This window comes from Flavimaribacter sediminis (assembly GCF_019492055.1).
GTDB classification, from domain to species: Bacteria; Pseudomonadota; Alphaproteobacteria; order Rhizobiales; family Rhizobiaceae; genus Flavimaribacter; species Flavimaribacter sediminis.
Genome location: NZ_JAICBX010000002.1, coordinates 667,358 through 690,489, shown reverse-complemented (window position 1 = coordinate 690,489; position 23,132 = coordinate 667,358). Strand labels below are relative to the sequence as shown.

Here is a 23,132-nt window from a genome sequence, read left to right as displayed (position 1 = left end):
CTTTCAAGGGCGCTCTCCGGAGCGCCCTTTTCTTGTTAAGCGCACGTGATAGTTTATCAAGCCGGGGCTGGCGGCTTTCGCTCGTCTGCTTTTCGTGGAATGACGTGAGGAACAGCGGAGGAAAAAATGACGCCAACGACATTGCTGGAACTGGCCGGCGCGGATCTTCAGCCACCGAGCCTGGATCGGGCGAGCCTCGTTTTGATCGACATGCAAAACGAGTACGTGGAAGGCCCGATCGCAGTCACCGGATGCGCAGACGCTGTGAAAGCGGCGGCTGTGCTTCTGGAACGAATGCGTGAGGCTGGTCGACCGATCATTCATGTCGCGCATAAAGGGCGGCCCGGAAGTCTTTTTGATCGCGACGCCCATCGCGGTCGGTTCATCGAGGCGCTTGATCCGCATGACGGCGAAGCCGTTGTTGAGAAGGGCTTGCCCAATGCTTTCGCAGGGACCACGCTTGCCGAAGAACTCCAGGATGCACAGAATACAGAACTGATACTGGTCGGCTTCATGACACACATGTGTGTAAGCTCCACAGCGCGCGTCGCGCTCGATCTGGGCTACCGCGTGACGATTGACGCCCGCGCTTGCGCCACGCGCGATCTGCCTGACGGAAGAAACGGCGTGATCGACGCGCAGACGGTGCACGACGTCGCGCTTGCCGAACTCGCGGATCGCTTCGCCATTGTCGCGCGCGACCACGATTGGCGCTGATCCAGCGGCGTTGATCCGACGTAGACAGTTCGGAGAGCAGCTCTGGCGTCTTGAAGGATCAGGTTATCGCGTTGCAAGGTACAATCGGAAAGGCCGTCGTCTTCGGCGCGTCAGGAGCGATCGGCTCTGCCTTCGTGGAGACCATCGCGGATCGTTGTCCTGATTGCGATATAGTTGCTGTTTCGCGCAGGGGTGATGATGTACGCCCCCCTGTGCGCGTCCTGATTTATGATCCCGACGACGCAATTTCCCTGAGGGAAACGTGCCGCGCCGTTGTAGAGCCGAGCCCACCGGATCTGGTTGTCATTGCGACGGGGATACTGCACGACGAAGGAATTGCGCCGGAGAAGAGCCTGCGCGAACTCGACGCCGCGCAGCTTCAGCGACTGTTCGCCGTGAATACTGTGCTGCCTGCCATGATTGTCAGTCATCTCTCGCCATTGATGTATCGTCAGCGTCCTTACACGATTGCCGCCCTTTCCGCACGGGTCGGGAGCATCTCCGATAACAGGCTCGGCGGTTGGTACGCCTACCGGGCCTCCAAGGCCGCGTTAAACATGATCATTCGCACCGCCAGCATCGAACTTGCCCGGCGTAATCCGCAATCCGTTATCGTCGGTCTGCATCCGGGAACCGTTGACAGCGCATTGTCGCGGCCTTTCCAGAAGTCGGTTCCTGAATTCAAGCTGTTTTCACCGGAATTTGCGGCGGGGAAATTGCTTGACGTGATCGCAGGACTGGAACCGTCGAACAGCGGCGGTTGTTTCGACTGGGCCGGCAAGGAAATTCCGGCGTGACGACGGAAAGGACACAATGGTCGATACGGTAATATTGTGGTTCCGGCAGGACCTGCGGCTGGCCGACAATCCGGCGCTCTGCGCAGCAGCTGAGCGCGGGTCCGTTATTCCGGTTTATGTGCTGGATCTGGATTCTGCCGGAGACTGGAAGCCGGGCGCCGCGAGCCTCTGCTGGCTGCACCATTCGCTGAAGGCGCTCAATGACAGTCTGCGGAACAAGTTGCGTCTGTACAGGGGCGACGCGGCGAAGATCATCCCTGAACTCGCCCGCAAGCACAACGCCGTCTCCGTGCACTGGAACCGGTGCTACGAGCCGTGGCGCATCGCGCGAGACAAGGCCATCAAGGCGGATCTGCAGGATGCGGGCGTCAATGCCTCAAGCGACAACGGATCGCTGCTGTGGGAGCCCTGGGAGGTTCTCAAGGACGACGGCGATCCCTATCGCGTCTTCACGCCGTTTTACAAAAAGGGGTGCCTGGCGGCTGCCGCGCCGCGAAAGCCGCTCGACAGGCCGGACCTGACGCTGGCGCAGGTGGACGACGACGGGATGGCCGTCACGCTGGATGAACTCGGCCTTCTGCCTGGGCGTGACTGGGGCGAGGCGATGATGGAACACTGGGACGTCGGCGAGGAGGCGGCGGAGCAGCGCCTGGAAGATTTCCTTGAAGACGGTCTGAAGGGCTACAAGTCAGGACGAAACTTTCCGGATCGGGACAATGTCTCGCGCCTTTCCCCCCACCTGCATTACGGCGAAATTTCTCCCAACACCGCCTGGTACGCCGTCAGCAATAGTGGCGAGGGCGCCGATGTGGATAATTTTCTCAGCGAACTTGCCTGGCGGGAGTTCTCCTATTCGCTGCTGTACCATTTCCCCGAACTGCCGGTGAAAAACCTGCAGGAAAAGTTCGATGATTTCCCGTGGGACAAGGACGCGAAGCGCCTGCGCGCCTGGCGACGCGGACAAACCGGCGTTCCGATTGTCGACGCCGGCATGCGCGAATTGTGGCAGACCGGCTACATGCACAATCGCGTCCGCATGGTCGTGGGGTCCTTTCTGGTCAAGAACCTGCTCCTGCACTGGCGCGAGGGCGAAGCCTGGTTCTGGGATTGTCTGGTGGATGCGGATCTCGCCAACAATTCGGCGAGCTGGCAGTGGGTGGCCGGATGCGGCGCGGACGCCGCGCCTTATTTCCGTGTCTTCAATCCGGTGCTGCAGGGCCAGAAATTCGATGGCAAGGGCGAGTACACGCGCCGTTGGGTTCCCGAACTCAAGGACATGCCGGACAAGTGGCTATTCAACCCATGGGAAGCGCCAGCCGACGTTCTGGAGAAAGCCGGCGTGAAGCTGGGCGATGCCTATCCCGAACCGATCGTCGATCTGAAGGGCTCGCGCGAGCGCGCCCTGGAGGCGTTCAAGCAGACGAAAGGCTGAGGCGCAGGCCCCAACGCAGGTTTTCACAGAAACATTCCGGCATGAGACTACGCTGCACTGGCCCTTGCGCGGGAATCCCTGTAATTACGCCCGGCGACACCGACGAGGCAGCCCATGCAGCAGATCGAGATCCGTCGTCCCGACGACTGGCACCTTCACCTTCGCGACGGAGCGATGTTGCAGGGCGTCCTGCCGCACACCAGCGCGCATTTCGGCCGCGCAATCATCATGCCCAATCTTGTGCCACCCGTCGCTGACAGCGCGGCCGCAGAGGCTTATCGCGCCCGCATCATGGACGCTCTGCCGGCAGGTCACCGATTTGCCCCGCTGATGACGCTCTATCTGACCGAGACGACCGACGCCGAGGATGTCGTATCCGCCCACGCGTCGGGCCTCATCACCGCGGTGAAGCTCTATCCGGCGGGCGCGACCACCAATTCCCAGAGCGGCGTGCGTGATATCGAGAAGGTCTATCCGGTGCTCGAGCGTATGGCCGAAGCCGGCGTGCCGCTTTGCTGCCACGGCGAGGTGACCGATCCTGCGGTCGATATTTTCGATCGTGAAGCCGTTTTCCTCGAACGGGTGCTTGATCCACTGCGGCGGCGCATTCCAGGTCTGAGGATCGTGCTGGAGCATGTGACAACCATCCAGGGCGTCGACTATGTGCGCGACGCGGCTGACGGCGTCGCCGGCACCATCACAACGCATCATCTGATTATCAACCGCAACGACATTCTCGTCGGCGGCATCCGGCCGCATTACTACTGCTTGCCGGTCGCCAAGCGCGAAGAGCATCGCCTCGCGCTTCGCGCGGCGGCTGTCTCGGGCAATCCACGCTTCTTCCTTGGCACCGATTCCGCGCCGCATGTTGACCCGGCCAAGGAATGCGGCTGCGGTTGCGCAGGTGTCTTTTCGGCGACCAACACGCTGTCCTGCCTCGCCCATGTCTTCGAAGAGGAAGAGGCGCTTGACCGGCTTGAGGCTTTCGTCTCGCTCAACGGTCCGGCCTTTTATCGTCTGCCTCCGAATGAGGAGAGGATCAGGCTCATCCGGCGCGACGCGCCTGTCGCCTACGCGGAAAAAATCGAGACCGGCGCAGGGCCGGTCACAGTGTTCGACCCGAAAACACCACTTTACTGGGACGTGGAGCTACGCCCCTGACAATCTGGTTTTGAGAGGATTGCCCGCATGTTTTCCAATGCATTTCCCGAGGCCGAGCAGGTCTCGAAACTTGTCGCCCAGATGCTCATCGAGATCAAGGCGGTGCATTTTCGCGCTGATGAACCCTACACTTTCACCTCCGGCCTCGCGAGCCCAGTCTATATCGACTGTCGCAAACTGATCTCCTATCCGCGCATCCGCTCTGCGATCATGGATTTCTCCGTCGCCACCATCCTGCGTGACGCGGGTTTCGAGCAATTCGACAGCGTTGCAGGCGGCGAAACCGCCGGCATACCCTTCGCCGCCTGGATTTCCGAACGCATGGGCCTGCCCATGCAATATGTGCGCAAAAAGCCTAAGGGCTTCGGGCGCGACGCGCGCATCGAGGGCAGCATGCCGGAAGGCAGCCGCGTCATCCTGGTCGAGGACCTGACGACCGACGGCGGAAGCAAGATCAAGTTCGCGGACGCGATCCGCGAGGCGGGCGCGACCATCGAGCACACCTTCGCCATTTTTTATTACGATATCTTTCCGGAGGCGCCGCAACGGCTGAAGGACCACGGCATGACGCTGCACTACCTGGCCACCTGGTGGGACGTGCTGGCGCTTTCGCGCGAGAAGGGCTATTTCGACGAGAAAACGCTCACCGAAGTCGAGGCCTTTCTCAACGGACCGCTTGCCTGGTCTGCGAAGAATGGCGGAATAACCGAACTGCCGACGGACAAGGACTGAACGGAGACGATTGAATGGCGAAACCGAACCTGCTGATTATCGGAGCAGGCGGCGTAGGTCAGGTGACCGTCAACAAGGCGGCCCAGTTCCGCAACGATTTCGGAACCATCACGCTCGCCGCCAGAAACGCCGAAAAGCTCGAACGCATAGCCGGCGAAGTCCAGGAGCGCTGGTCTCGGCCCGGCGAAAAGCAACTGGTCGCGACACGGACTGTTGACGCGCGCAGCGTCGAGGCGGTCGCCGGGTTGATCCGCGAGCTCGACGCCGGCCTTGTGCTCAATGTCGCATCGCCCTATTGCAACGCCGCAATCCTCGACGCCTGCATCGCCACCGGCGTGGACTATCTCGACACGGCTCTCGGTGAGGAAGAATTCGTCGAGAATATCCCACCCAACTGGTACGAGCGTATCGAGTGGCCGCGTCGCGAAAAATTTGCAGCGCGGGGCGCAAGCGCGCTTCTCGGCATGGGATTTGATCCCGGCGTTGTCAACATCTTCTGCGCCCATGCGCGCAAGCACTGTTTCGACTCAATCGCCTCCATCGACATCATCGACGTGAACGCCGGCAGCCATGGCCTTTACTTCGCCACCAATTTCGACGCCGACGTGAACCTGCGCGAGATCAAGGAAGACGTGATCACCTGGGAGAACGGCCGCTGGGAGACGATTCCGCACCATTCCGCGTCGATGGACGTCGCCTTGCCTGAGGTCGGCGCCCATCGCGTCTATTCCATGGGCCATGACGAATTGCAGTCGCTGGCCGTCAACTTCCCGGACACGCCGCATATCGGCTTCTGGATGGGCTTTGGCGAGCATTATCTCAAGGTCTTCGACGTGCTCGACAATCTCGGCCTGACCTCCTCGATCCCGATCGAGGTCGACGGCGTGAAAGTCGCGCCCAACCGTGTGATCAAGGCCTTGTTGCCGGATCCGGCTTCGCTTGCGGCCGGCTATACCGGCAAGATCTGCATCGGAGCCGATATCCGCGGCATGAAGGACGGCAAGGAGCGCCGGATCTTCATCTGGTCGAACTGTGATCACGAAGAAAACTTCCGCGAGGTGGGCGGCCAGTCAATTTCCTATTCGACGGGCATTCCGGTCATTACGGCTGCGCGTTTGATGGCCAGCGGCGTGTGGAAACCGAAGACCATGGTCAATGTCGAGGAACTCGATCCCGACCCCTTCCTGAAGCTGATGCCGGAAGTGGGCATCGACTGGGAAATTCAGGACTTGCCGCTTGACGGAAGCTGGCCCTGGCCGGCAGAGGTGTAATCCTTGGCGCCGCACAATTTCGCGAAGCTCGATACGGCGTGCGTTCCCACGCCTTGCCATGTGCTCGACCTTGCGCGGCTCGAGCACAATCTGCAGATCCTGAAGCGGGTTGGCGACGAGGCGGGCGTCAGCGTGCTTCTGGCCCTGAAGGCGTTTTCGTGCTTCGCCGTCTCCGATCTGGTCATGAAATACCTCTCCGGGACAGCTGCAAGCGGCCTCTACGAGGCGCGTCTTGGGCGCACGCGCTTCGGCGGGGACGTGCATGCCTATGCGCCGGGCCTCAAGGACGCGGATATCGACGAGCTTCTGGATTGCAGCGACCATCTGATCCTGAACTCGCTCCAACAGTGGGGACGCTTTCGCAGCCGTATCGAGGCGCATGGCGGCGTGGAGACGGGTCTTCGCGTCAATCCGATGCACAGCGAAGTGGAAAACCCGCTTTATGACCCTTGCGCGTCCTGGTCGCGGCTGGGCGCCCCCGCCAATCAGGTAACGGCGGCCGATCTTGAGGGGCTCTCCGGCATCCATGTCCACGCCCTTTGCGACCATCCCTATGACGCTTTCGACCGCATGTTGTCCGCCGTCGAAGCCAGATGCGCGCACCTTTTTGGCTCGGTAGAGTGGATCAATCTTGGCGGCGGACTCCTGATCACCGACGACGGCTTTCCGCTTGAACGGTTCATCGAAAGGCTTGCTGGTTTTCGCGAACGAACGGGCCTCAAGGTCTATATCGAGCCGGGCACGGCCGTGGCGCTGCATGCAGGCGCGCTGGTCTCGCAGGTGCTCGACCGTTTCGATTACGGCGCGCCGCTGGCGGTCATGGATACATCCGCCACCTGCCACATGCCCGATGTCATAGAAGCGCCGTTTACGCCAGACTTGCTGGGCGCAACCGCGCTTCCGCGCAATACAGCCATGGATGCGGTGGACGCGCATGTCATCCGTCTTGGTGGTCCGACCTGCCTGGCCGGAGACATCATCGGGACTTACCGTTTCGAAATGCCGCCGCAGGTCGGCGATCGCCTGGTTTTCCTTGATCTCGCCTATTACACCATGGTCAAGGCGACTACGTTCAACGGCATGCCGCTGCCGTCGCTTGCGCTCTGGGACAGCCGCACAGACGCGCTGGAGGTCGTCAAGAGTTTCGGATATGCGGATTTCGAGGGACGGCTGTAGAGCCTTAGAGGTTCAAAAATGCTGCGCTTCCACTAAACACCCCTTTATTGGTAAATGCAGCGTTAGACTTGTATATGGAAGCACGCGTGGTGCAGCAATTTTTGCAAATCTCGGGAGCGAAAATGCTGCGCCTCGACGCTATTTATGCTGCATTCTTTTCTTGAGTGCAGCATATCTATTAAATATAATAAAAACAGCAATTTGCGATGTATTATGTTGCAGCGCAGCATAGAAAATGCTGCGGCAATTACGGATTTATGCTGCAGTGATAGGCTGCGCAAAATGTTGCAGTCAGCCTGGCGACGAAAGGTGCAGCAAAAAATATGCTGCATTGCACAAAAGATCAGATGAATTGCTGCTTTTCCCGCTCGGTTTCCGAAGCGATGAAATCGACGACGGTCTTGATCCGGCGGATATTGCGCAGCGTTTCGTGATAGACGATCCAGTAGCTGCGGTCGACGCGCAGGTCCGGCAACACGGGCGCCAGATCATCGTAGGGACGGGCGATAAACCGGTGAAGGATGCCGATCCCTGCGCCTGAGCGCACCGCTTCCATCTGGCCGAGAACGGCGGATATCTCGAAATCGGATTCCCAGTTGCGCACGAAGTCAGCGCGATAGTGGAGCTGAGGCGAAAAGATCAGGTCCTCGACATATCCGACAAGGCGGTGAGTTTTCAGATCCGCCGCCGTCTTGGGTGCGCCGAATTCGTCCAGATAGGTCTTCGACGCGTAGAGGCCGAGCGCGTAGTCTACAAGTTTGCGGGCGACAAGCCGCCCGGTCTGCGGGCGCTCCACGGTAATGGAAATGTCGGCTTCGCGGCGTGACAGCGAGAAACTCTGTGGCACAGGTACCAGCTGGATCTTCAAACCCGGATATTGCCGTGTGAGGGTACCGAGCCGGGGCGCCAGAAAGGATATGCCGAAGCCGTCTGTCGCGCCGATGCGCACAGTGCCGGACACTTCCGTGTCAGTGCGTCCTACCGCTGCGCGCGCCGCCAGCATTTCCGCCTCCATGCGTTCGGCGGCGTGCATAAAGGTCTCGCCCTCCTGGGTCAGGTCGCAGCCATTGGTGCGGCGAATGAGCAGTTTCGATTGCAGATTGCTTTCAAGAGCCGTGATCCGCCGGCTCACCGTGGCGTGGTTCAGCTCCAGACGCCGCGAGGCCGCCAAAATCTGCCCGGTTCGCGCCACCGCCAGAAAGATACGGACGTCATCCCAGTTCATTTTACCCTTGCCTCCGCATCCCCGGCGCCTGACAATTGCGCCAACAATGAACTATAAAATATGCACAACAGATACGCTGGATTGCGCATTGATTTTCATAAATTAAAGCGCAATGTGCCGGCAATCAATCAAGGAGGACTTCCATGCGCGATATTGGACATTTCATTGGCGGCAAGAATGTCGCCGGAACAAGCGGTAGGTCGGCTGATGTGTTGATGCCGATGGACGGCACTGTGCAGGGCAAGGTCGCCCTGGCAAGCAAGGAAGAGATGCGGGCAGCGGTCGAAAACGCCAAGGCGGCGCAGCCCGGCTGGGCGGCGACCAATCCGCAGCGGCGGGCCCGCGTGCTGATGAAGTTTCTCGATCTCGTCCAGCAGGAATACGATTCCCTGGCGGAACTGCTTGCCAGGGAGCACGGCAAGACCGTTCCGGATGCGAAGGGCGACATCCAACGCGGCCTCGAAGTGGTGGAGTTCTGCATTGGCGCGCCCCACCTTCTGAAGGGCGAGTTCACCGATGGCGCAGGCCCTGGCATTGACGTCTACTCCATGCGCCAGCCGCTTGGCGTCGTCGCCGGCATCACCCCGTTCAACTTCCCGGCCATGATCCCGCTCTGGAAGATCGCGCCGGCCATTTCCGCCGGCAACGCCTTCATCCTGAAGCCGTCCGAGCGCGATCCGGGCGTGCCGATGAGGATCGCCGAACTCTTCATCGAAGCCGGCCTGCCTGAGGGCATCCTCAACGTCGTCAATGGCGACAAGGAAGCAGTCGACGCGATCCTCGACGATCCGGACATCAAGGCCGTCGGTTTCGTCGGCTCGACGCCGATCGCCGAATATATCTACAGCCGCGGTTGCGCGGCCGGAAAGCGCGTCCAGTGTTTCGGCGGCGCCAAGAACCACATGATCATCATGCCCGACGCCGACATGGAGCAGACCGTCGACGCCCTGATTGGCGCCGGCTACGGCTCCGCCGGCGAACGCTGCATGGCGATCTCCGTCGCCGTTCCTGTCGGCCAGCAGACGGCGGACCGCCTTGTCGAAGCCCTGATCCCGCGCGTCGAAAGCCTGAAGGTCGGACCCTCCACCGATCCGAGCGCGGATTTCGGTCCCCTCGTCACACAGCAGGCGCTTGACAGGGTGAAGGGCTATGTCGATCTCGGCGTCGAGGAAGGCGCGCAGCTCGTCGTCGATGGCCGTGACTTCAAGATGCAGGGCTACGAGAACGGCTATTACATGGGCGGCTGCCTGTTCGATAACGTTACGCCCGACATGCGCATCTACAAGGAAGAGATCTTCGGTCCGGTCCTGTCCGTCGTGCGCGCAGACACCTACGAGGACGCGCTGAAACTGCCGACCGAGCACGAATATGGCAATGGCGTCGCGATCTTCACCCGCGACGGCGACGCCGCCCGCGACTTCGCATCGCGCGTGCAGGTCGGCATGGTCGGCGTCAACGTGCCGATTCCGGTTCCGATCGCCTACTACACATTTGGCGGCTGGAAGGGTTCCTCATTCGGCGACCTCAACCAGCACGGCCCCGACGCTTTCCGCTTCTACACCAAGACCAAGACCATCACCTCCCGCTGGCCGTCCGGCGTGAAGGAAGGCGCGGAATTTGTCATCCCGACGATGAACTGATCGACCGGATCAGCATTGCCCGAGACATCAACGCCTGGCGAAAGCCGGGCGTTTTTGGTTTTTGAGTTATTGCGCCGTGTTCTATAGCTCAAAATTCCTCCTATTATGAGTTATAGGCGCGCGATCCAGAACGAGCTGAACCGTTTCGCGATTAGTTTTTGGACCATATTCGAGCCATGGCTACACTCGAACAGCTTGAAAATGACGACTGGGGCGAGACTGACGCTCCCACCTGGCTTGTTCAGGAGTGTCACCGCCTGCGTCGCAAGCCGATAGAGGAATTCAACAACGAAGATCTTCGCATCATGATCGGTCAGAACATTGGACTGAAATATCTTGTGCCCAAGGCGCTGGAGGTCTTGCGCAAGGATCCGCTTGCCGCTGGAGATTTCTATGAAGGCGATCTGCTCAGGGCGGTTATCCGATGCAAGCTTGTCAGCGAACAGCAGAAGGGGTCTGGATTCATTGAGGAGTTGCGCGCGCTTTGCACATCAGCACTGGCTGAACTGCCAAACCAGACGCGGCAGAATATTTTCGGGAATTACAGCCCGGAGGACCTTGGCATGAACCCAGAGGCAGTCAAGGTCGCTGTGGATCAGGCGGTCGAAAAGGAATACCGCCAGTCGCCCTGGAAGGAATACAGGGAATTTACTGGCCACTAATCCTGCTGCAGCAGGCTCCGGCGGAGCACACCAACCTGCTGCTTATCCAAACCTCTCGCCCACACCCATCGCCCCGGCAATGAGCAGGAAATCCTCTTTCGGGATGGCGAAGGAGCCGCGTCGGAACGGCATGCCCCATCGCGTGCGGTCGGATATGAAGGAGAGCTGGTCGAGAAGCGGGCGGATCGGCGCTTCGCGGCACGGAAAGTAGTCGACGTCGCGCCGCACCGGGTGAAAATCTTCAGACTGGTTTGCGCGATAGGCGCTCCCGTCCCTGATCCGGCCGATGGTGACAAAGGCCTGCACCGGGTCGCCGTCGCCCAGTCGTTCGCGCGGCGCGTAATAGACGATGCCGTCGCCGGGAGACAGTCGCTCGACCGGCGCAGCCTTGCCGTGGCCAAGCTGGCAGAAGCCGCCCGCCTCGCCTGCCTTGGCGTGGTCGCGGCTCGCAACGCCGATCCAGTAGCGTGGCGCTGGCTCGGCCATTGCGCTCAACCCTGTTCGAGTACGTACCCGACGAGACCAGCGGTCGAGCTGTCGTGGCCTGCCGCGCTCTCCTTGCCTTCGACGACGGGAAGCAGCGCGGTCGCAAGCTCTTTGCCCAGTTCAACGCCCCACTGGTCGAAGGCGTTGATGCCGAAGAGCTGCGCCTCGGTGAAGACGCGGTGTTCGTAAAGCGCGATCAACCGGCCCAGCGCATATGGGGTAAGCTTTTCGTAGAGGATTGTGATTGAAGGCCGGTTGCCCGGAAAGACCTTGTGCGGCGCAAGTGTCGCCGCGTTCTTGACGCCGGCCGCGTCGAGCATCGCGCGGGCTTCTTCAAGCCTGCGCCCTTTCATCAGCGCTTCCGATTGGGCGAAGCAATTGGCAAGCAGCAGCGCGTGCTGGTGGGCGAGATCCGGCTCGTGGCCGCGGGCGGCCGCGATGAACTCCACCGGAATAATGTCCGTGCCCTGGTGCAGCAACTGGAAGAAGGCGTGCTGGCTGTTCGTGCCGGGTTCGCCCCAGACGAGCGGCCCGGTGGGCGTGTCGACCGCAACGCCGCCGATTTCCACGCCTTTGCCGTTCGATTCCATGTCGAGCTGCTGCAGATAGGCGGGCAGGCGGGCAAGTCTCTGATCGTAGGGAATGATCGCGCGCGAAGGATGGCCGCAGATCACCCGGTGATAATATCCGAGAAGTCCCAGCATCATCGGCAGGTTTTCAGTCGCCGGCGCTGCGCAGAAGTGCCGGTCGAGATCATGCGCGCCTTCAAGGAAATCGACAAAGCGCTCGTGGCCGATCGCGATCATCAAAGGCAGCCCGATCGCCGACCAGATGGAATAGCGGCCGCCGACGAAATCCCAGAAACCGAAAACGCGGTTCTCGTTGATGCCGAAGGCGGCGACCTTTTCGAGCGCCGTGGAAACGGCGACGAAGTGATGTTGCACGGCCTCTTCACCCAGCGCGTCGGCCACCCAGCGCCGCGCCGTTGCAGCATTCGTCATGGTCTCGATGGTGGTGAAGGTCTTCGATGCGACAATGACGAGGGTGGTTTCGGGGTCGAGCGGACCAAGCGTGTCGGCGATATGAGCGCCGTCGATATTGGAGACGAAATGCGTCTTGGGACCGTCGGCGTAAGGGGCAAGCGCCAGAGCGCACATGGCTGGTCCGAGATCCGATCCGCCGATGCCTATGTTGACGATATCGGTGATCGCCTTGCCTGCCGCACCCTTGATTTTCCCGCTACGGACTGCCTCGGCGAAATCGCCCATATCGTCGAGCACGGCCAGAATATCCGGCATGACGTCCTGACCGTTGTCGTAAACGGCTTCGCCGGAACGGTTTCGCAGCGCGGTATGCAGTACAGCGCGGTCTTCCGTCGCGTTGATATGCGCGCCGGAAAACATCGCGTCGCGTTTCGCGTCGATCTCCGCGACAGCAGCAAGTTCGGCCAGCAGCGCCACTGTTTCGGCGTCAATGGCGCATTTGGAAAAGTCGAGAAGCAGGTCGTCGAGGCGAATGGAAAATTGCTCAAACCGCTGAGGGTCGGCGGCGAAGGCCGCGCGCATGTCCATTGGCGCGTTGGTTGCGCGATGATTGCGAAGTTGTTTAATCGCCTGCTCTGGATTGCCCATCATCTGCATCCTGTCCGGAAAAGTTAGACCCAGCTCACGGGTCTAACCCTGCCCGTCGTGGCAATCAAGGTCGCGCGCCGCTGCGCCGCATCAGCGGCGTAGCGGTTGAAAATCTCCAGTCGTCTGTCAGGCTGATTTCTTCTGTTCGCCTTCACGCAGTTCGCGGCGCAGAATCTTGCCGACATTGGATTTCGGCAATTCATCGGAGAATTCGATGTATTTCGGACGCTTGTAGCCGGTCAGGTTTTCGCGACACCATTCGCGCACGTCGGCTTCGGTGAGCGCCGTGTCCTTCCGCACGACGAACAGCTTGACCACTTCGCCGGAATGTTCGTCCGGGACGCCGATCGCCGCCGCCTCGAGCACGCCCTCATGGCTCACCACGACCTCTTCGACCTCGTTCGGATAAACATTGAAGCCGGACACGTTCACCATATCCTTTTTGCGGTCGACGATGCGGATATAGCCCTGCTCGTCCATCGTGCCCATGTCGCCGGAGCGGAAATAGCCGTCTTCCGTCATCACCTTGGCGGTTTCTTCCGGACGGTTCCAGTAGCCGGTCATCACCTGCGGGCCGCGAATGCAGATCTCGCCGATCTCTCCAAGCGGAACCGACTTGCCGTCTTCGTCGCGAATATCGACGTCGGTCGAAGGAATGGGGAGGCCGATAGAGCCGGTGAATTCCGGGCTGTCGAAGCGGTTGGACGTGGCGACCGGCGACGTTTCCGAAAGCCCGTAACCCTCCGAGATCTTGCAGCCGGTCAGCTTCTGCCAGCGTTCGGCCACCGGCCGTTGCACGGCCATGCCGCCGCCGATCGTCAGCAGCAGGTTGGAGAAGTCGAGTTTCTGAAAGTTTTCGTCGGCCAGCAGCGCGTTGAACAGCGTGTTGAGGCCGGGCAAAACGTGGAACTCATACTTTCCCAGTTCCTTCACGAAACCCGGTATGTCGCGCGGATTGGGAATGAGCACATTCTCGGCGCCGCGATCCATGCCCATGATCATGTTAATCGTGAGCGCAAAGATGTGATAGAGCGGCAGGCAGCAGATATAGACGAGCGGATCGGGAATTTCCCGCTTCAGCTTCAGCGCGTCCAGCCACAAATCGTTCTGCACCATGTTGGACAGAATGTTGCGGTTGGTCAGCGTCGCGCCCTTCGAGACGCCGGTCGTGCCGCCGGTATATTGCAGGAACGCGACGTCATCGAGGCCGACATGCGCCGGCTGGAATGTCTTTGAATGGCCCTCGGCAAGGGCTGTGCGGAAGGTGACGTGGCCCGGCAGCGACCATTCCGGAACCATCTTCTTGATCTTGCGCACCACGAAATTGACGAGGTGGCCTTTGAGGCCGAGCATGTCGCCCATCGAGACGACGCAGACATGCTGCAGGACACTGTGACCGATCGCGTGTTGCAGGGTGACGGCGAAATTCTCGATCACGAAGATCGCCTTGGCGCCGGAGTCCTTGAGCTGATGTTCCAGTTCGCGCGGCGTGTAAAGCGGGTTGACGTTCACGACCGTATAGCCGGCTTGCAGGATTGCGGAGGCGATGACCGGATATTGCAGGATATTGGGCATCATCAGGGCGACGCGATCGCCCTTTTCCAAACCGCGCGATTGCAACCAGGCGCCGATCGCGCGCGCGTGGTCGTCGAGTTCACGATAGGTGATCGATTTGCCCATGCAGGTAAAAGATTTGCGATCAGCAAACTTCTTGCATGATTCCCGAAACAGCTCGCCGACCGAGGCGTATTGCAGGGCGCCGATTTCAGCCGGCACGTTTTCCGGATAGGTTTTCAGCCAGACTTTGTCCAGCGTAGCCGTCGCCGTGATATCGGATGATTGAACAGACACTGCTTCCTCCCGAGAAACGACCGTCAAAAAAGAACAGGATACACTGCTTGCGGTTCGAGCGATATATCCCTTTTGCAGTGGGTATACTGCACTGCGCGAATGCGGCAGGCCATAAAGCATGATCCATCTTACGTAAAGGTAAGAATAGGCGGTCTGGCGCACAAGATGCGCGTCACTTGTTCGCATCATGGAATGAAAACAAGCTCCGAATAAAATCCGCTTGACAATTCGATGAATTTATCAAACGTTTGATTAACAGGATCGCCGGGAGGAGCCGCGATCCGCCAGACGCGACGCCAAGCTCGCGCTGCAAGGGAGGCCCGAAACTGTCGAAGTCGCTCAAGAAAGACGTGCGCAATCCGCAGAAAGCTCGCGAGTCGATACTCGACGCGGCAGAACGCGCATTTGCGGAATTCGGCTACGGCGGCGCCTCGATTAGGGGCATTGCCCGCGACGCCGACGTCAATCAGGCGATGATTCACTATTATTTTCAAAACAAGGATCAACTCTTTGACGAGGTGATCGACCGGCGCGCCGGCGCCGTTAATGCGCAGCGCAACGATGCGCTCGACAGGCTGTTCGCCGAAGGCGTTCCCACGCTCGAGGAGCTTATGGAGGCGCTGCTCAGGCCGACCATCGAGATGGGGCACGATGAAAGTCGAGGCGGCAGCGCGTATGCGCGTCTCGTCGTGAGTTTCAGCAATTCCGCGGATGAGCGTTCCAGGAATATGGCTATCGAGCACTATGATCCGATCGCTCGGCGCTCAATCGCGGCAATGCGCCAGGTGCTGCCGGAACTCGATACGGCGGCCGCTGTGCGCGCCTATCTCTTTTCGATCAGCGTCGCCCTCTCCGTCATGGCCCGCACAGGGCGCGCCGCACGGCTGTCGGGCGGGCTGTGTAATGATTCCGACACGGAAGAAACGGTCAGCACAACCGTCGCATTTTCATGCGCCGGCATCAGGGCGCTGGCGAAGCAGGCAGTCAACCAGTTCGACGAGAATGTTGAATAACAGGAGGAAAACATGAGAAAGCTTATTCTGACTGCGCTTGCAACGACATTGTTTGCAAGCGTCTCGGCCGTCTCTCAGGCCGAAACCATCAACGCCACGGTCGTAGCCGGACACCCGCCGGTGTTCCGCTGGGTCAGGCTGGTGCCGGAGGTCTTTATTCCTTCGGTCAACAAGCAGCTCGAAGGCACCGAATACACCTTCAACTGGGATGAACAGTATGGCGGTTCGCTGGCCAAGGTCGGCGACGAGACCGAGGCCGTCGAGGAAGGCTTGGCCGAGCTCGGCGTCATTTCGTCGGTGTTCGACCCTGCGAAACTGTCGTTGCAGAACGTCAGTTACTACACCCCCTTCGTCTCGTCCGATCCTGATATTGTCGTCGAGACCATCGACAAGCTTCACGACGACAATCCGAAGATGCTCGAGACATGGCTCGAAAACAATCTGCAGTATCTCGGCGCGCCGTCCGGCATCGACGACTATCTGCTGATGACCACGTTCCCTGTCAATTCCATGGAAGATCTTGAAGGCAAGAAGATCGGCGCGCCCGGTCCGGCCGTCAACTGGCTGGAAGGAACGGGCGCTGTCGGCGTTTCCGGCAATCTCACCACCTACTACAACGAGATCAAGACGGGTGTTTACGACGGCGTGATCGTGTTTGCGACGGCTGCGCTTCCGGGCAAGCTCTACGAGGTTGCTCCCTATATCACCAAGGTTGGTTTCGGCGCGCAATACGCCGGTTCGCTCGCCGCTAACAAGGAGTGGTTCGACAGCCAGCCGGAAGTCGTTCAGCAGGCGTTGTTGAAGGCGGGCGACGACTTCAAGGCCGCCTACCTCGCCGATCTCAACAAGGCGATGGTCGCAAGTCTCAAGGCCATGGAAGAGCAGGGCGCCACCATCACGGAAGTCGACGACGCGTTCCGCAAGCAGTGGGCTGACGGCATGGACAATGTCGCGCAGACCTGGGCCGCCCAGGTTGACAGTGAAGGCAAGGCCGGCACCGAGATCCTGAAGGCTTACATGGACGCCGTGCGGGCCGCCGGCGGCGCGCCTGTTCGCAACTGGGACCAGGAGTAACCGGTCACCATGACAATGGAAACCACGCCGGAGCCTTCGGGCTCCGGCACGGCCGCAAAGATTCGCAGAGCCGCTGACGGAATTTCGAACACGCTGAACGTGATTGGCACGATCATGATTCTTGGTCTCGTAATTCTCGTCAACGCCGATGTTATCGGCCGCAACGCCTTCCTGGCGCCGATATCAGGCGTGCCTGAAATTGTCTCGATGTCCATTGTCGCCATTGTTTTCCTGCAGGTGTCGCAGGCTTTTCGCATGGGGCGCTTCACCCGCACAGACGCGCTGCTCGACGCCGTCGCCCGCCGCTCCAAACGTGCGCGCAACGCGATGGAATTTATCTACGTCATTGCGGCCTTCGTGTTGATCTGGCTGCTGTTCTCGGCCAGCGTGCCGCTTTTTGATAAGTCATGGCAACGCCAGTCCTACGTCGGAACCGTCGGCGACTTCACTTTTCCGGACTGGCCGGTCAAACTGGTTATCCTGATCGGCTGCGCCGCTCTTTTGATGCAGCTTGCAATTTCCGGCGCTGTCGCGCTCTGGGGCATATTCCATCCCGCTGAAGACGACGGAGCCGGCCAATGACGTCTTTTGAAATCGGCCTGGCGACGCTCGGCGCCATGATGGTGCTTGTCTACGCCGGCCTCTGGGTGCCGATCGCCCTGATGTTGTGCTCCTATGTCGGCGTGTGGATGATCAAGGGGTCTCCGCTCCTCGCCGGCAAGCTTCTGGCGCTCGCCGCGTCAGAAACCATCTCTTCCTATTTTTTCGGCGTCGTGCCGTTGTTCGTCCTGATGGGCTTCCTCGTCTCGGTGACCGGCCTCGGGCGCGACGCCTACGACGTCGCCAACCAGCTCTTTCGCCGGGTCAAGGGCGGTCTCGGCGTTTCCACCGTCGCCGCCAATGCAATATTCGCCGCAATCACAGGCATCTCCATCGCATCCGCCGCCGTCTTTACCCGCATCGCCGTGCCGGAAATGGTGCGTCATGGCTATACCGGGAAATTCTCCGTTGGCGTTGTCGCTGGGTCTTCCGTCCTCGGCATGCTGATCCCGCCGAGCCTGCTGCTCATTCTTTACGGGCTTCTGACCGAGCAATCCGTTGGGGATCTGTTCCTCGCAGGGGTCCTGCCGGGCATCCTGCTGGCGATTGTCTTTGCCGGCGGCGTCATTTCCATGGCGTATTTCTGGCCCTCCTTTATCGGCGAGAACCTGTCCGAGGATACCGAGCACGATATGGGTTCGGCGGAAATGGCGAAGAAGGGCCTGCCGATCCTCGCGCTTATCCTGCTTGTGCTTGGCGGTATCTACGCCGGCGTGTTCACGCCGATCGAGGCCGGAGCGGTCGGATGCCTCGGCGCCATCATCATCGGCCTGTTTCGCCGCACGCTCACCCTGCCCAATTTCTGGGAGGTGTTGACGGACACTGGTCTGGTGACCGCGTCGGTCTGTTTCCTCATCATCGCCGCGCAAATGTATTCGCGCATGCTTGCGCTGTCCGGCGTGCCGCATGAATTCGGGGTCTTCGTCGCGACGGCCGATATCGGCTTCTGGGGCGTTATCATCGCCTACGTGGCGTTACTTGTCGTCATGGGCACGATCCTCGACTCCTCGTCGATCATGCTGATCATGGTGCCGCTGATGCTGCCGGTGATACAGCCGCTCGGCGTCGACCTTGTCTGGTTCGGCATCGTGACGGTGATCGCTGTTGAAATTGGTCTGCTGACCCCGCCCTTTGGCATATCGGTCTTCGTCATCAAGTCGACCCTCGATGACGATTCCATAAGCCTTGGAGAAATTTTCCGTGGCGCGGCCCCCTTCGCCCTGATGATGGTGGTCGTGCTTCTCGCGGTTCTCGTCTATCCGCCGCTCACAACGGCGCTCATACAATAGGTTCCGGAAGGACATTCAATGGCAAGACGTATTATCGACCTCTCAGTTCCGCTTGAAACCGGAATTGCTTCCGACCCGCCGATGGCGTTGCCCGAAATAGAGTATTTCGATCACCAGGCGACGGTCGAGCAGATAACGACTTTCTTTTCCGGTCTGACAAAGGAAGGTCTGCCGGGCGGCGAGGGCTGGGCGGTCGAGCAACTCACCATCTCGACCCACAACGGAACGCATCTTGATGCGCCGTACCATTATCATTCGACGATGAACAACGGCGAACGCGCCATGACCATCGACGAGATCCCGCTCGACTGGTGTTTCCGTCCGGGCGTCAAGCTTGATTTCCGCCACATGGAAGACGGCTATGTCGCGACCGCAAACGATGTCGAGGCCGAACTGAAACGCATTGGCTACGAGTTGCAGCCGCTCGACATCGTCGTCGTCAACACGGCGGCGGGCGCACGTTACGGAGAGAGCGATTTCCTTCTGCGCGGTTGCGGCATGGGGCGCGAGGCGACGCTTTATCTGCTGGAGCGCGGCGTCCGCGTTACCGGAATCGACGGATGGAGCTGGGACGCGCCTTTTGTTTACACCGCAAAGAGATTCGCGGAAACGAAGGATCCCTCAATCATCTGGGAGGGCCATCGCGCCGGCATGGAAATCGGCTACTGCCACATGGAAAAGCTGACCAATCTCGATCAACTTCCGCCCTTCGGATACGAGATTTCCTGCTTTCCGTTCAAGATCAAGGACGCCTCCGCCGGGTTCATTCGCGCGGTAGCGATTTTCGAAGACTAGCGTTCACAAAAACAACTGAAAGGGAGGAGCCGTCATGGCCCGAAAAATGGATAAAGTCATCATCACCTGCGCCGTGACCGGAGGCGTGCACACGCCAACGATGTCCGACGCTCTGCCGATCACCCCGGATGAAATCGCCCGTCAGTCGATTGATGCGGCCGAGGCCGGCGCCTCGATCATCCACCTGCATGCGCGCAACCCGGAGGACGGCCGCCCGACGCCCGATCCGGAGGTCTTCATGCAGTTCCTGCCGCGCATCAAGCAGGCGACGGACTCTGTGATCAACATCACCACCGGCGGCGGTCTCGGCATGACCGTCCAGGAGCGGCTGGCGGCTCCCTTGAAAGCCGAGCCCGAAATGTGTTCGCTCAACATGGGCTCGATGAACTTCGCGCTCCATCCGCTGGCGGGCAAGTACAAGACCTGGAAGCATGAATGGGAGCAGCCCTTTCTGGAAGCCAGTGAAGACTTCATCTTCCGCAACACCTTCAAGGATATCCGCTACATCCTGCAGCACCTTGGCGAAGGCTGCGGCACCCGTTTCGAGCATGAATGCTACGATATTGGCCATCTCTACAATCTCGCCTATTTCGTCGACGCCGGCATGATCAAGCCGCCTTTCCTGGTGCAGTCGATCTTCGGAATCCTTGGCGGCATCGGCGCCGAGATGGAAAACGTCATGTTCATGAAGCAGACGGCCGACCGTCTCTTCGGCGATGAATATGTCTGGTCGGTCCTCGCCGCCGGCCGCTACCAGATGCCGTTCATCACCCAGGCCGCCATGCTCGGCGGCAATGTGCGTGTCGGCCTTGAGGACTCGCTCAATATCGGCAAGGGCCAGCTTGCCGATTCCAACGCCCAGCAGGTCAGAAAAATCCGCACCATCATTGAGGAACTCGGCCTTGAAGTCGCGTCGCCCGCCGATGCGCGCGCAGCGCTCGACCTCAAGGGCGGCGACATGGTCAAGTTCTGATGGGCGACAATCCGATAAAGGGTTTCGTGGTCGATCCGGCGGAGATCCGCACGATCGGCCACGACCTGCAGCGGCCTGAATGCATCCTCGCCGAGCCGGACGGATCGCTCTGGTCGGCGGACGCCCGTGGCGGCGTCGTTCACATCTTTCCGGATGGCCGGCAGGAGATCATAGCCCAGACCGAGCAGACGGATTTTGCGTCTGCGACCGACGACGCGGCGCGCTTTACGCAGGGCACCCTGCCAAATGGCCTCGCCTTCGCCCGCAACGGCGACATCCTCGTCTCCAATTTCGGCACCGACCGGCTGGAGTTGATGAAGCGCACCGGCGAGAGCGAAGTGCTCTACGACACGATCGACGGCCGGGCGATCGGCAAGGTCAATTTCGTGTTGCGGGACAGCCGCGACCGGGTCTGGCTGACCGTCTCGACCACCATCCCAAACTGGATGGAGGCGATAAGCCCCGATCTGAAAGACGGCTTCGTCGCCATGGCCGACGAGAAGGGGCTGCGCATCGTCGCCGACGGGTTCGCCTTCACAAACGAGATCCGCTTCGACGCGAAGGAAGAGTGGCTCTACGTCGTCGAGACGACCGGCAAGCGCATAACCCGCCTGCGGGCGCACGAAGACGGCTCGCTGACTGACCGGGAAACCTTCGGGCCCTCCGATCACAACGCCTTCATCGACGGCATAGCCTTTGACGCCTTCGGCAATCTCTGGGGCACCCATGTGATGACCGACCGCATCTTCGCCATCACCCCTGAAGGCGACTTGCAGATCATTCTCGACGACGATCACGGATCGGCCGCCGGCAAGGAACTGCTCAAGGCCTTCGGGGAGGATCGCGTCACGCCCGATCTGCAAATGGCGTGCGGCGGATCGATCGCGCCCTGGATGGCGAGCGTCACCTTCGGCGGTCCGGATTTGAAAAACGTCTATATCGGCAGCCTGCGCGGAACGACGATCCCGTATTTCCGCTCGCCTGTCGCAGGTCTTCCCATGGTTCACTGGAATGAAGGACAATGACATGAGCGATTTTTCTGCAATGCCCGACCGTACGGTCGTCCAGTTCGACTGCCAGGGAAAGGCCGTCGGCAAGATGCGCAACGAACTGGCCGTCCAGATGGTCAAACCGTCGCTGGAGGAATTTGAACTCGCCACCGACGAAGGACCGTTCCACGGCGGAGATGCTTCCGCGCCGCCGCCGCTTGCCCTGTTCGTCGGCTCCATTACCGGCTGTATCATGACGCAAATCCGCGCCTTTGCGAAACGGCTGGGCGTAACGCTCAATGATCTCGACGTGCATACCCGTGTTCAGTGGAACTGGAAACAGGCGGGCCGGGTCTATGAGACGGCGCCGAAGAGCTTCGAGATCGACGTGCTGATCGACAGTCCCGATCCGGAAGACAAGGTCATCGAACTGATCGAGACAGCGAAGAAGGGCTGCTTTATCGAGCAGACGCTGGGTCAGGGCAACGCCATCCACCACCGCATGAAGACGCCGGACGGCTGGAAGGAAGTCTGATTGCTGCGCGCCAGGTGGTTGAAGGCGCGCAATTCCCGTGCTTTGATTGATCTCCTTTCAAGGAGATCAACATGCGATCCTGTCAAACCGCCTGCGCCTTGCTTTTCCTGCCTTTGGCAATCGCCGCGTCGACGGAGGCTTTTGCCGTAACCGACGACCAGAAACAGGCTTTGCGAGCCAACTGCCGCGGTGATTTCATTGCCCACTGCAGGGGCGTTTCGCCGGGCGGGGTGGAAGCCTTTCAGTGCCTTGCGAAAAATTCGCAGGAGCTGTCTTCAGCTTGCCATGCCGCCGTCAAGGATGTCGATCCGGATGTGAAATAGCGGATGCGCCCGGCCAGCTGGCCGATTTCGTCCAAAACTGGTCACGTAGTCAGCAATCGCTCCACATAGGCCGGCACCACCTCGGTCGCCTTGCCGTGGATCGCCTCGTCGAACATGGAAATGCCGGATGACGGCTCCAGATTGAGCTCGACCGTGTGAGCGCCTGCCGAGCGCGCCTCGGCGACGAAGCCCGCCGCGGGGTAGACGTTGCCGCTGGTGCCGATGGAGATGAACAGATCGCAATCGGCCAGCGCCGCATAGATCTCTCCCATGCGGTAGGGCATCTCGCCAAACCAGACAACGTCGGGGCGTATCCCGCCGCTCATGTCGCAGGCCGCGCATACCATATCCACCGCCAGATCGGTTTCCCATGGCGCGCGCGAACCGCAATGCATGCACAGGGATTTGGCAATCTCTCCATGCATATGGATGAGGTTTTTCGTGCCCGCCATCTCGTGCAGCGGATCGACATTCTGGGTGACGGTGAGAACCTTGCCCGGATACTCCGCCTCCAGCCTGGCAAGCGCCCTGTGGGCCGCGTTTGGCTGCACGTCGCCATGACTGCCGCGGCGGGTGTTGTAGAAGGTCAGGACCCTTTCGGGATCCCGCTGGAAGGCCTCGGGCGTGGCCACGTCCTCAATCCGGTGTTTCTCCCAAATGCCGCCCTTGTCCCGGAAGGTGGAAAGTCCGGATTCCGCAGAAAGCCCGGCGCCGGTCAGGATCATGATGCGTTCAAAGAGTGCCATGGCGTCAGTGTTAG

General features: G+C 60.2%; 23 protein-coding genes. 18 read left to right on the top strand and 5 right to left on the bottom strand.

Annotated elements, in window-relative coordinates:
• The first annotated feature begins 126 nt into the window (after positions 1–126).
• The 7 genes from K1W69_RS11435 (at position 127) to K1W69_RS11405 (ending at position 7,286) form a co-directional block, all read left to right on the top strand.
• Positions 127–717 carry a cysteine hydrolase family protein gene (locus K1W69_RS11435; RefSeq protein WP_220228478.1) on the top strand — a complete coding sequence of 197 codons (591 nt, stop codon included), beginning with the start codon at positions 127–129 and terminating at the stop codon, positions 715–717.
• A 71-nt stretch (positions 718–788) separates the two neighbouring features.
• Positions 789–1,514 carry an SDR family NAD(P)-dependent oxidoreductase gene (locus K1W69_RS11430; RefSeq protein ID WP_258570999.1) on the top strand — a complete coding sequence of 242 codons (726 nt, stop codon included), beginning with the start codon at positions 789–791 and terminating at the stop codon, positions 1,512–1,514.
• A gap of 16 nt (positions 1,515–1,530) precedes the next feature.
• Positions 1,531–2,946 (top strand): cryptochrome/photolyase family protein, encoded by a 1,416-nt coding sequence (locus tag K1W69_RS11425; RefSeq protein ID WP_220228477.1) that lies wholly within the window; start codon positions 1,531–1,533, stop codon positions 2,944–2,946.
• A 114-nt stretch (positions 2,947–3,060) separates the two neighbouring features.
• Entirely contained in the window at positions 3,061–4,107 is a 1,047-nt protein-coding gene (pyrC, locus tag K1W69_RS11420; RefSeq protein ID WP_220228476.1) for a dihydroorotase, read from the top strand.
• A 27-nt stretch (positions 4,108–4,134) separates the two neighbouring features.
• On the top strand, positions 4,135–4,839 hold the full coding sequence (locus tag K1W69_RS11415) for an orotate phosphoribosyltransferase (protein WP_220228475.1): 705 nt from the start codon (positions 4,135–4,137) through the stop codon (positions 4,837–4,839).
• Between the two features lie 14 nt (positions 4,840–4,853).
• Positions 4,854–6,110 carry a saccharopine dehydrogenase family protein gene (locus K1W69_RS11410; protein WP_220228474.1) on the top strand — a complete coding sequence of 419 codons (1,257 nt, stop codon included), beginning with the start codon at positions 4,854–4,856 and terminating at the stop codon, positions 6,108–6,110.
• Positions 6,111–6,113: 3 nt separating this feature from the next.
• Positions 6,114–7,286, top strand: a complete 1,173-nt coding sequence (locus tag K1W69_RS11405; RefSeq protein WP_220228473.1) for a carboxynorspermidine decarboxylase — start codon at positions 6,114–6,116, stop codon at positions 7,284–7,286.
• A gap of 343 nt (positions 7,287–7,629) precedes the next feature.
• Here the strand turns inward: K1W69_RS11405 and K1W69_RS11400 are convergent, their stop codons facing one another.
• Positions 7,630–8,511 (bottom strand): LysR family transcriptional regulator, encoded by an 882-nt coding sequence (locus K1W69_RS11400; protein WP_220228472.1) that lies wholly within the window; start codon positions 8,509–8,511, stop codon positions 7,630–7,632.
• A gap of 143 nt (positions 8,512–8,654) precedes the next feature.
• On the opposite strand from K1W69_RS11400, the gene K1W69_RS11395 reads away from it, so the two are divergent.
• Together K1W69_RS11395 and K1W69_RS11390 are read left to right on the top strand one after the other, a co-directional pair.
• Positions 8,655–10,151, top strand: a complete 1,497-nt coding sequence (locus tag K1W69_RS11395) for a CoA-acylating methylmalonate-semialdehyde dehydrogenase (RefSeq protein ID WP_220228471.1) — start codon at positions 8,655–8,657, stop codon at positions 10,149–10,151.
• A 176-nt stretch (positions 10,152–10,327) separates the two neighbouring features.
• Entirely contained in the window at positions 10,328–10,813 is a 486-nt protein-coding gene (locus K1W69_RS11390) for a contact-dependent growth inhibition system immunity protein (protein WP_220228470.1), read from the top strand.
• A 42-nt stretch (positions 10,814–10,855) separates the two neighbouring features.
• Here K1W69_RS11390 and K1W69_RS11385 read toward each other — a convergent pair whose 3' ends face one another.
• From K1W69_RS11385 to K1W69_RS11375, 3 genes are all read right to left on the bottom strand, one after another.
• Positions 10,856–11,299: an EVE domain-containing protein gene (locus K1W69_RS11385; protein ID WP_220228469.1), complete on the bottom strand. Its 444-nt coding sequence runs from the start codon at positions 11,297–11,299 to the stop codon at positions 10,856–10,858.
• Positions 11,300–11,304: 5 nt separating this feature from the next.
• Positions 11,305–12,930 (bottom strand): glucose-6-phosphate isomerase, encoded by a 1,626-nt coding sequence (gene pgi, locus K1W69_RS11380; RefSeq protein WP_370688257.1) that lies wholly within the window; start codon positions 12,928–12,930, stop codon positions 11,305–11,307.
• A gap of 126 nt (positions 12,931–13,056) precedes the next feature.
• On the bottom strand, positions 13,057–14,781 hold the full coding sequence (locus tag K1W69_RS11375; protein WP_370688234.1) for a long-chain-fatty-acid--CoA ligase: 1,725 nt from the start codon (positions 14,779–14,781) through the stop codon (positions 13,057–13,059).
• 248 nt (positions 14,782–15,029) lie between these two features.
• Here K1W69_RS11375 and K1W69_RS11370 point away from each other — a divergent pair, with 248 nt between their 5' ends.
• The 9 genes from K1W69_RS11370 to K1W69_RS11330 all read left to right on the top strand — a co-directional run bounded on the left by K1W69_RS11370 (position 15,030) and on the right by K1W69_RS11330 (position 22,372).
• Complete coding sequence (locus K1W69_RS11370; protein ID WP_258570997.1) at positions 15,030–15,794, top strand: TetR/AcrR family transcriptional regulator; 765 nt, start codon at positions 15,030–15,032, stop codon at positions 15,792–15,794.
• Positions 15,795–15,806: 12 nt separating this feature from the next.
• Entirely contained in the window at positions 15,807–16,868 is a 1,062-nt protein-coding gene (locus K1W69_RS11365) for a C4-dicarboxylate TRAP transporter substrate-binding protein (protein ID WP_220228467.1), read from the top strand.
• A 9-nt stretch (positions 16,869–16,877) separates the two neighbouring features.
• Entirely contained in the window at positions 16,878–17,450 is a 573-nt protein-coding gene (locus tag K1W69_RS11360) for a TRAP transporter small permease subunit (protein ID WP_220228466.1), read from the top strand.
• Complete coding sequence (locus K1W69_RS11355) at positions 17,447–18,757, top strand: TRAP transporter large permease (protein WP_220228465.1); 1,311 nt, start codon at positions 17,447–17,449, stop codon at positions 18,755–18,757. Before K1W69_RS11360 ends, K1W69_RS11355 begins: the two co-directional genes overlap by 4 nt.
• An 18-nt stretch (positions 18,758–18,775) precedes the next feature.
• The gene (locus K1W69_RS11350; protein WP_220228464.1) at positions 18,776–19,552 is read left to right on the top strand and encodes a cyclase family protein; all 777 of its coding nucleotides are present in this window, start codon (positions 18,776–18,778) and stop codon (positions 19,550–19,552) included.
• A 34-nt stretch (positions 19,553–19,586) separates the two neighbouring features.
• Positions 19,587–20,525, top strand: coding sequence for a 3,5-dioxohexanoate:acetyl-CoA acetone transferase (kce, locus tag K1W69_RS11345; protein WP_220228463.1), 939 nt, complete (start codon positions 19,587–19,589; stop codon positions 20,523–20,525).
• Positions 20,525–21,550, top strand: a complete 1,026-nt coding sequence (locus tag K1W69_RS11340; protein WP_220228462.1) for an SMP-30/gluconolactonase/LRE family protein — start codon at positions 20,525–20,527, stop codon at positions 21,548–21,550. Before kce ends, K1W69_RS11340 begins: the two co-directional genes overlap by 1 nt.
• 1 nt (position 21,551) lies before the next feature.
• Entirely contained in the window at positions 21,552–22,049 is a 498-nt protein-coding gene (locus K1W69_RS11335) for an OsmC family protein (protein ID WP_220228461.1), read from the top strand.
• Positions 22,050–22,120: 71 nt separating this feature from the next.
• Positions 22,121–22,372, top strand: coding sequence for a hypothetical protein (locus K1W69_RS11330; RefSeq protein WP_220228460.1), 252 nt, complete (start codon positions 22,121–22,123; stop codon positions 22,370–22,372).
• A gap of 41 nt (positions 22,373–22,413) precedes the next feature.
• Here the strand turns inward: K1W69_RS11330 and K1W69_RS11325 are convergent, their stop codons facing one another.
• A complete protein-coding gene (locus K1W69_RS11325) occupies positions 22,414–23,118 on the bottom strand; it encodes an NAD-dependent deacylase (protein WP_220228459.1) in 705 nt (234 codons plus the stop codon).
• Positions 23,119–23,132 lie beyond the last annotated feature (14 nt).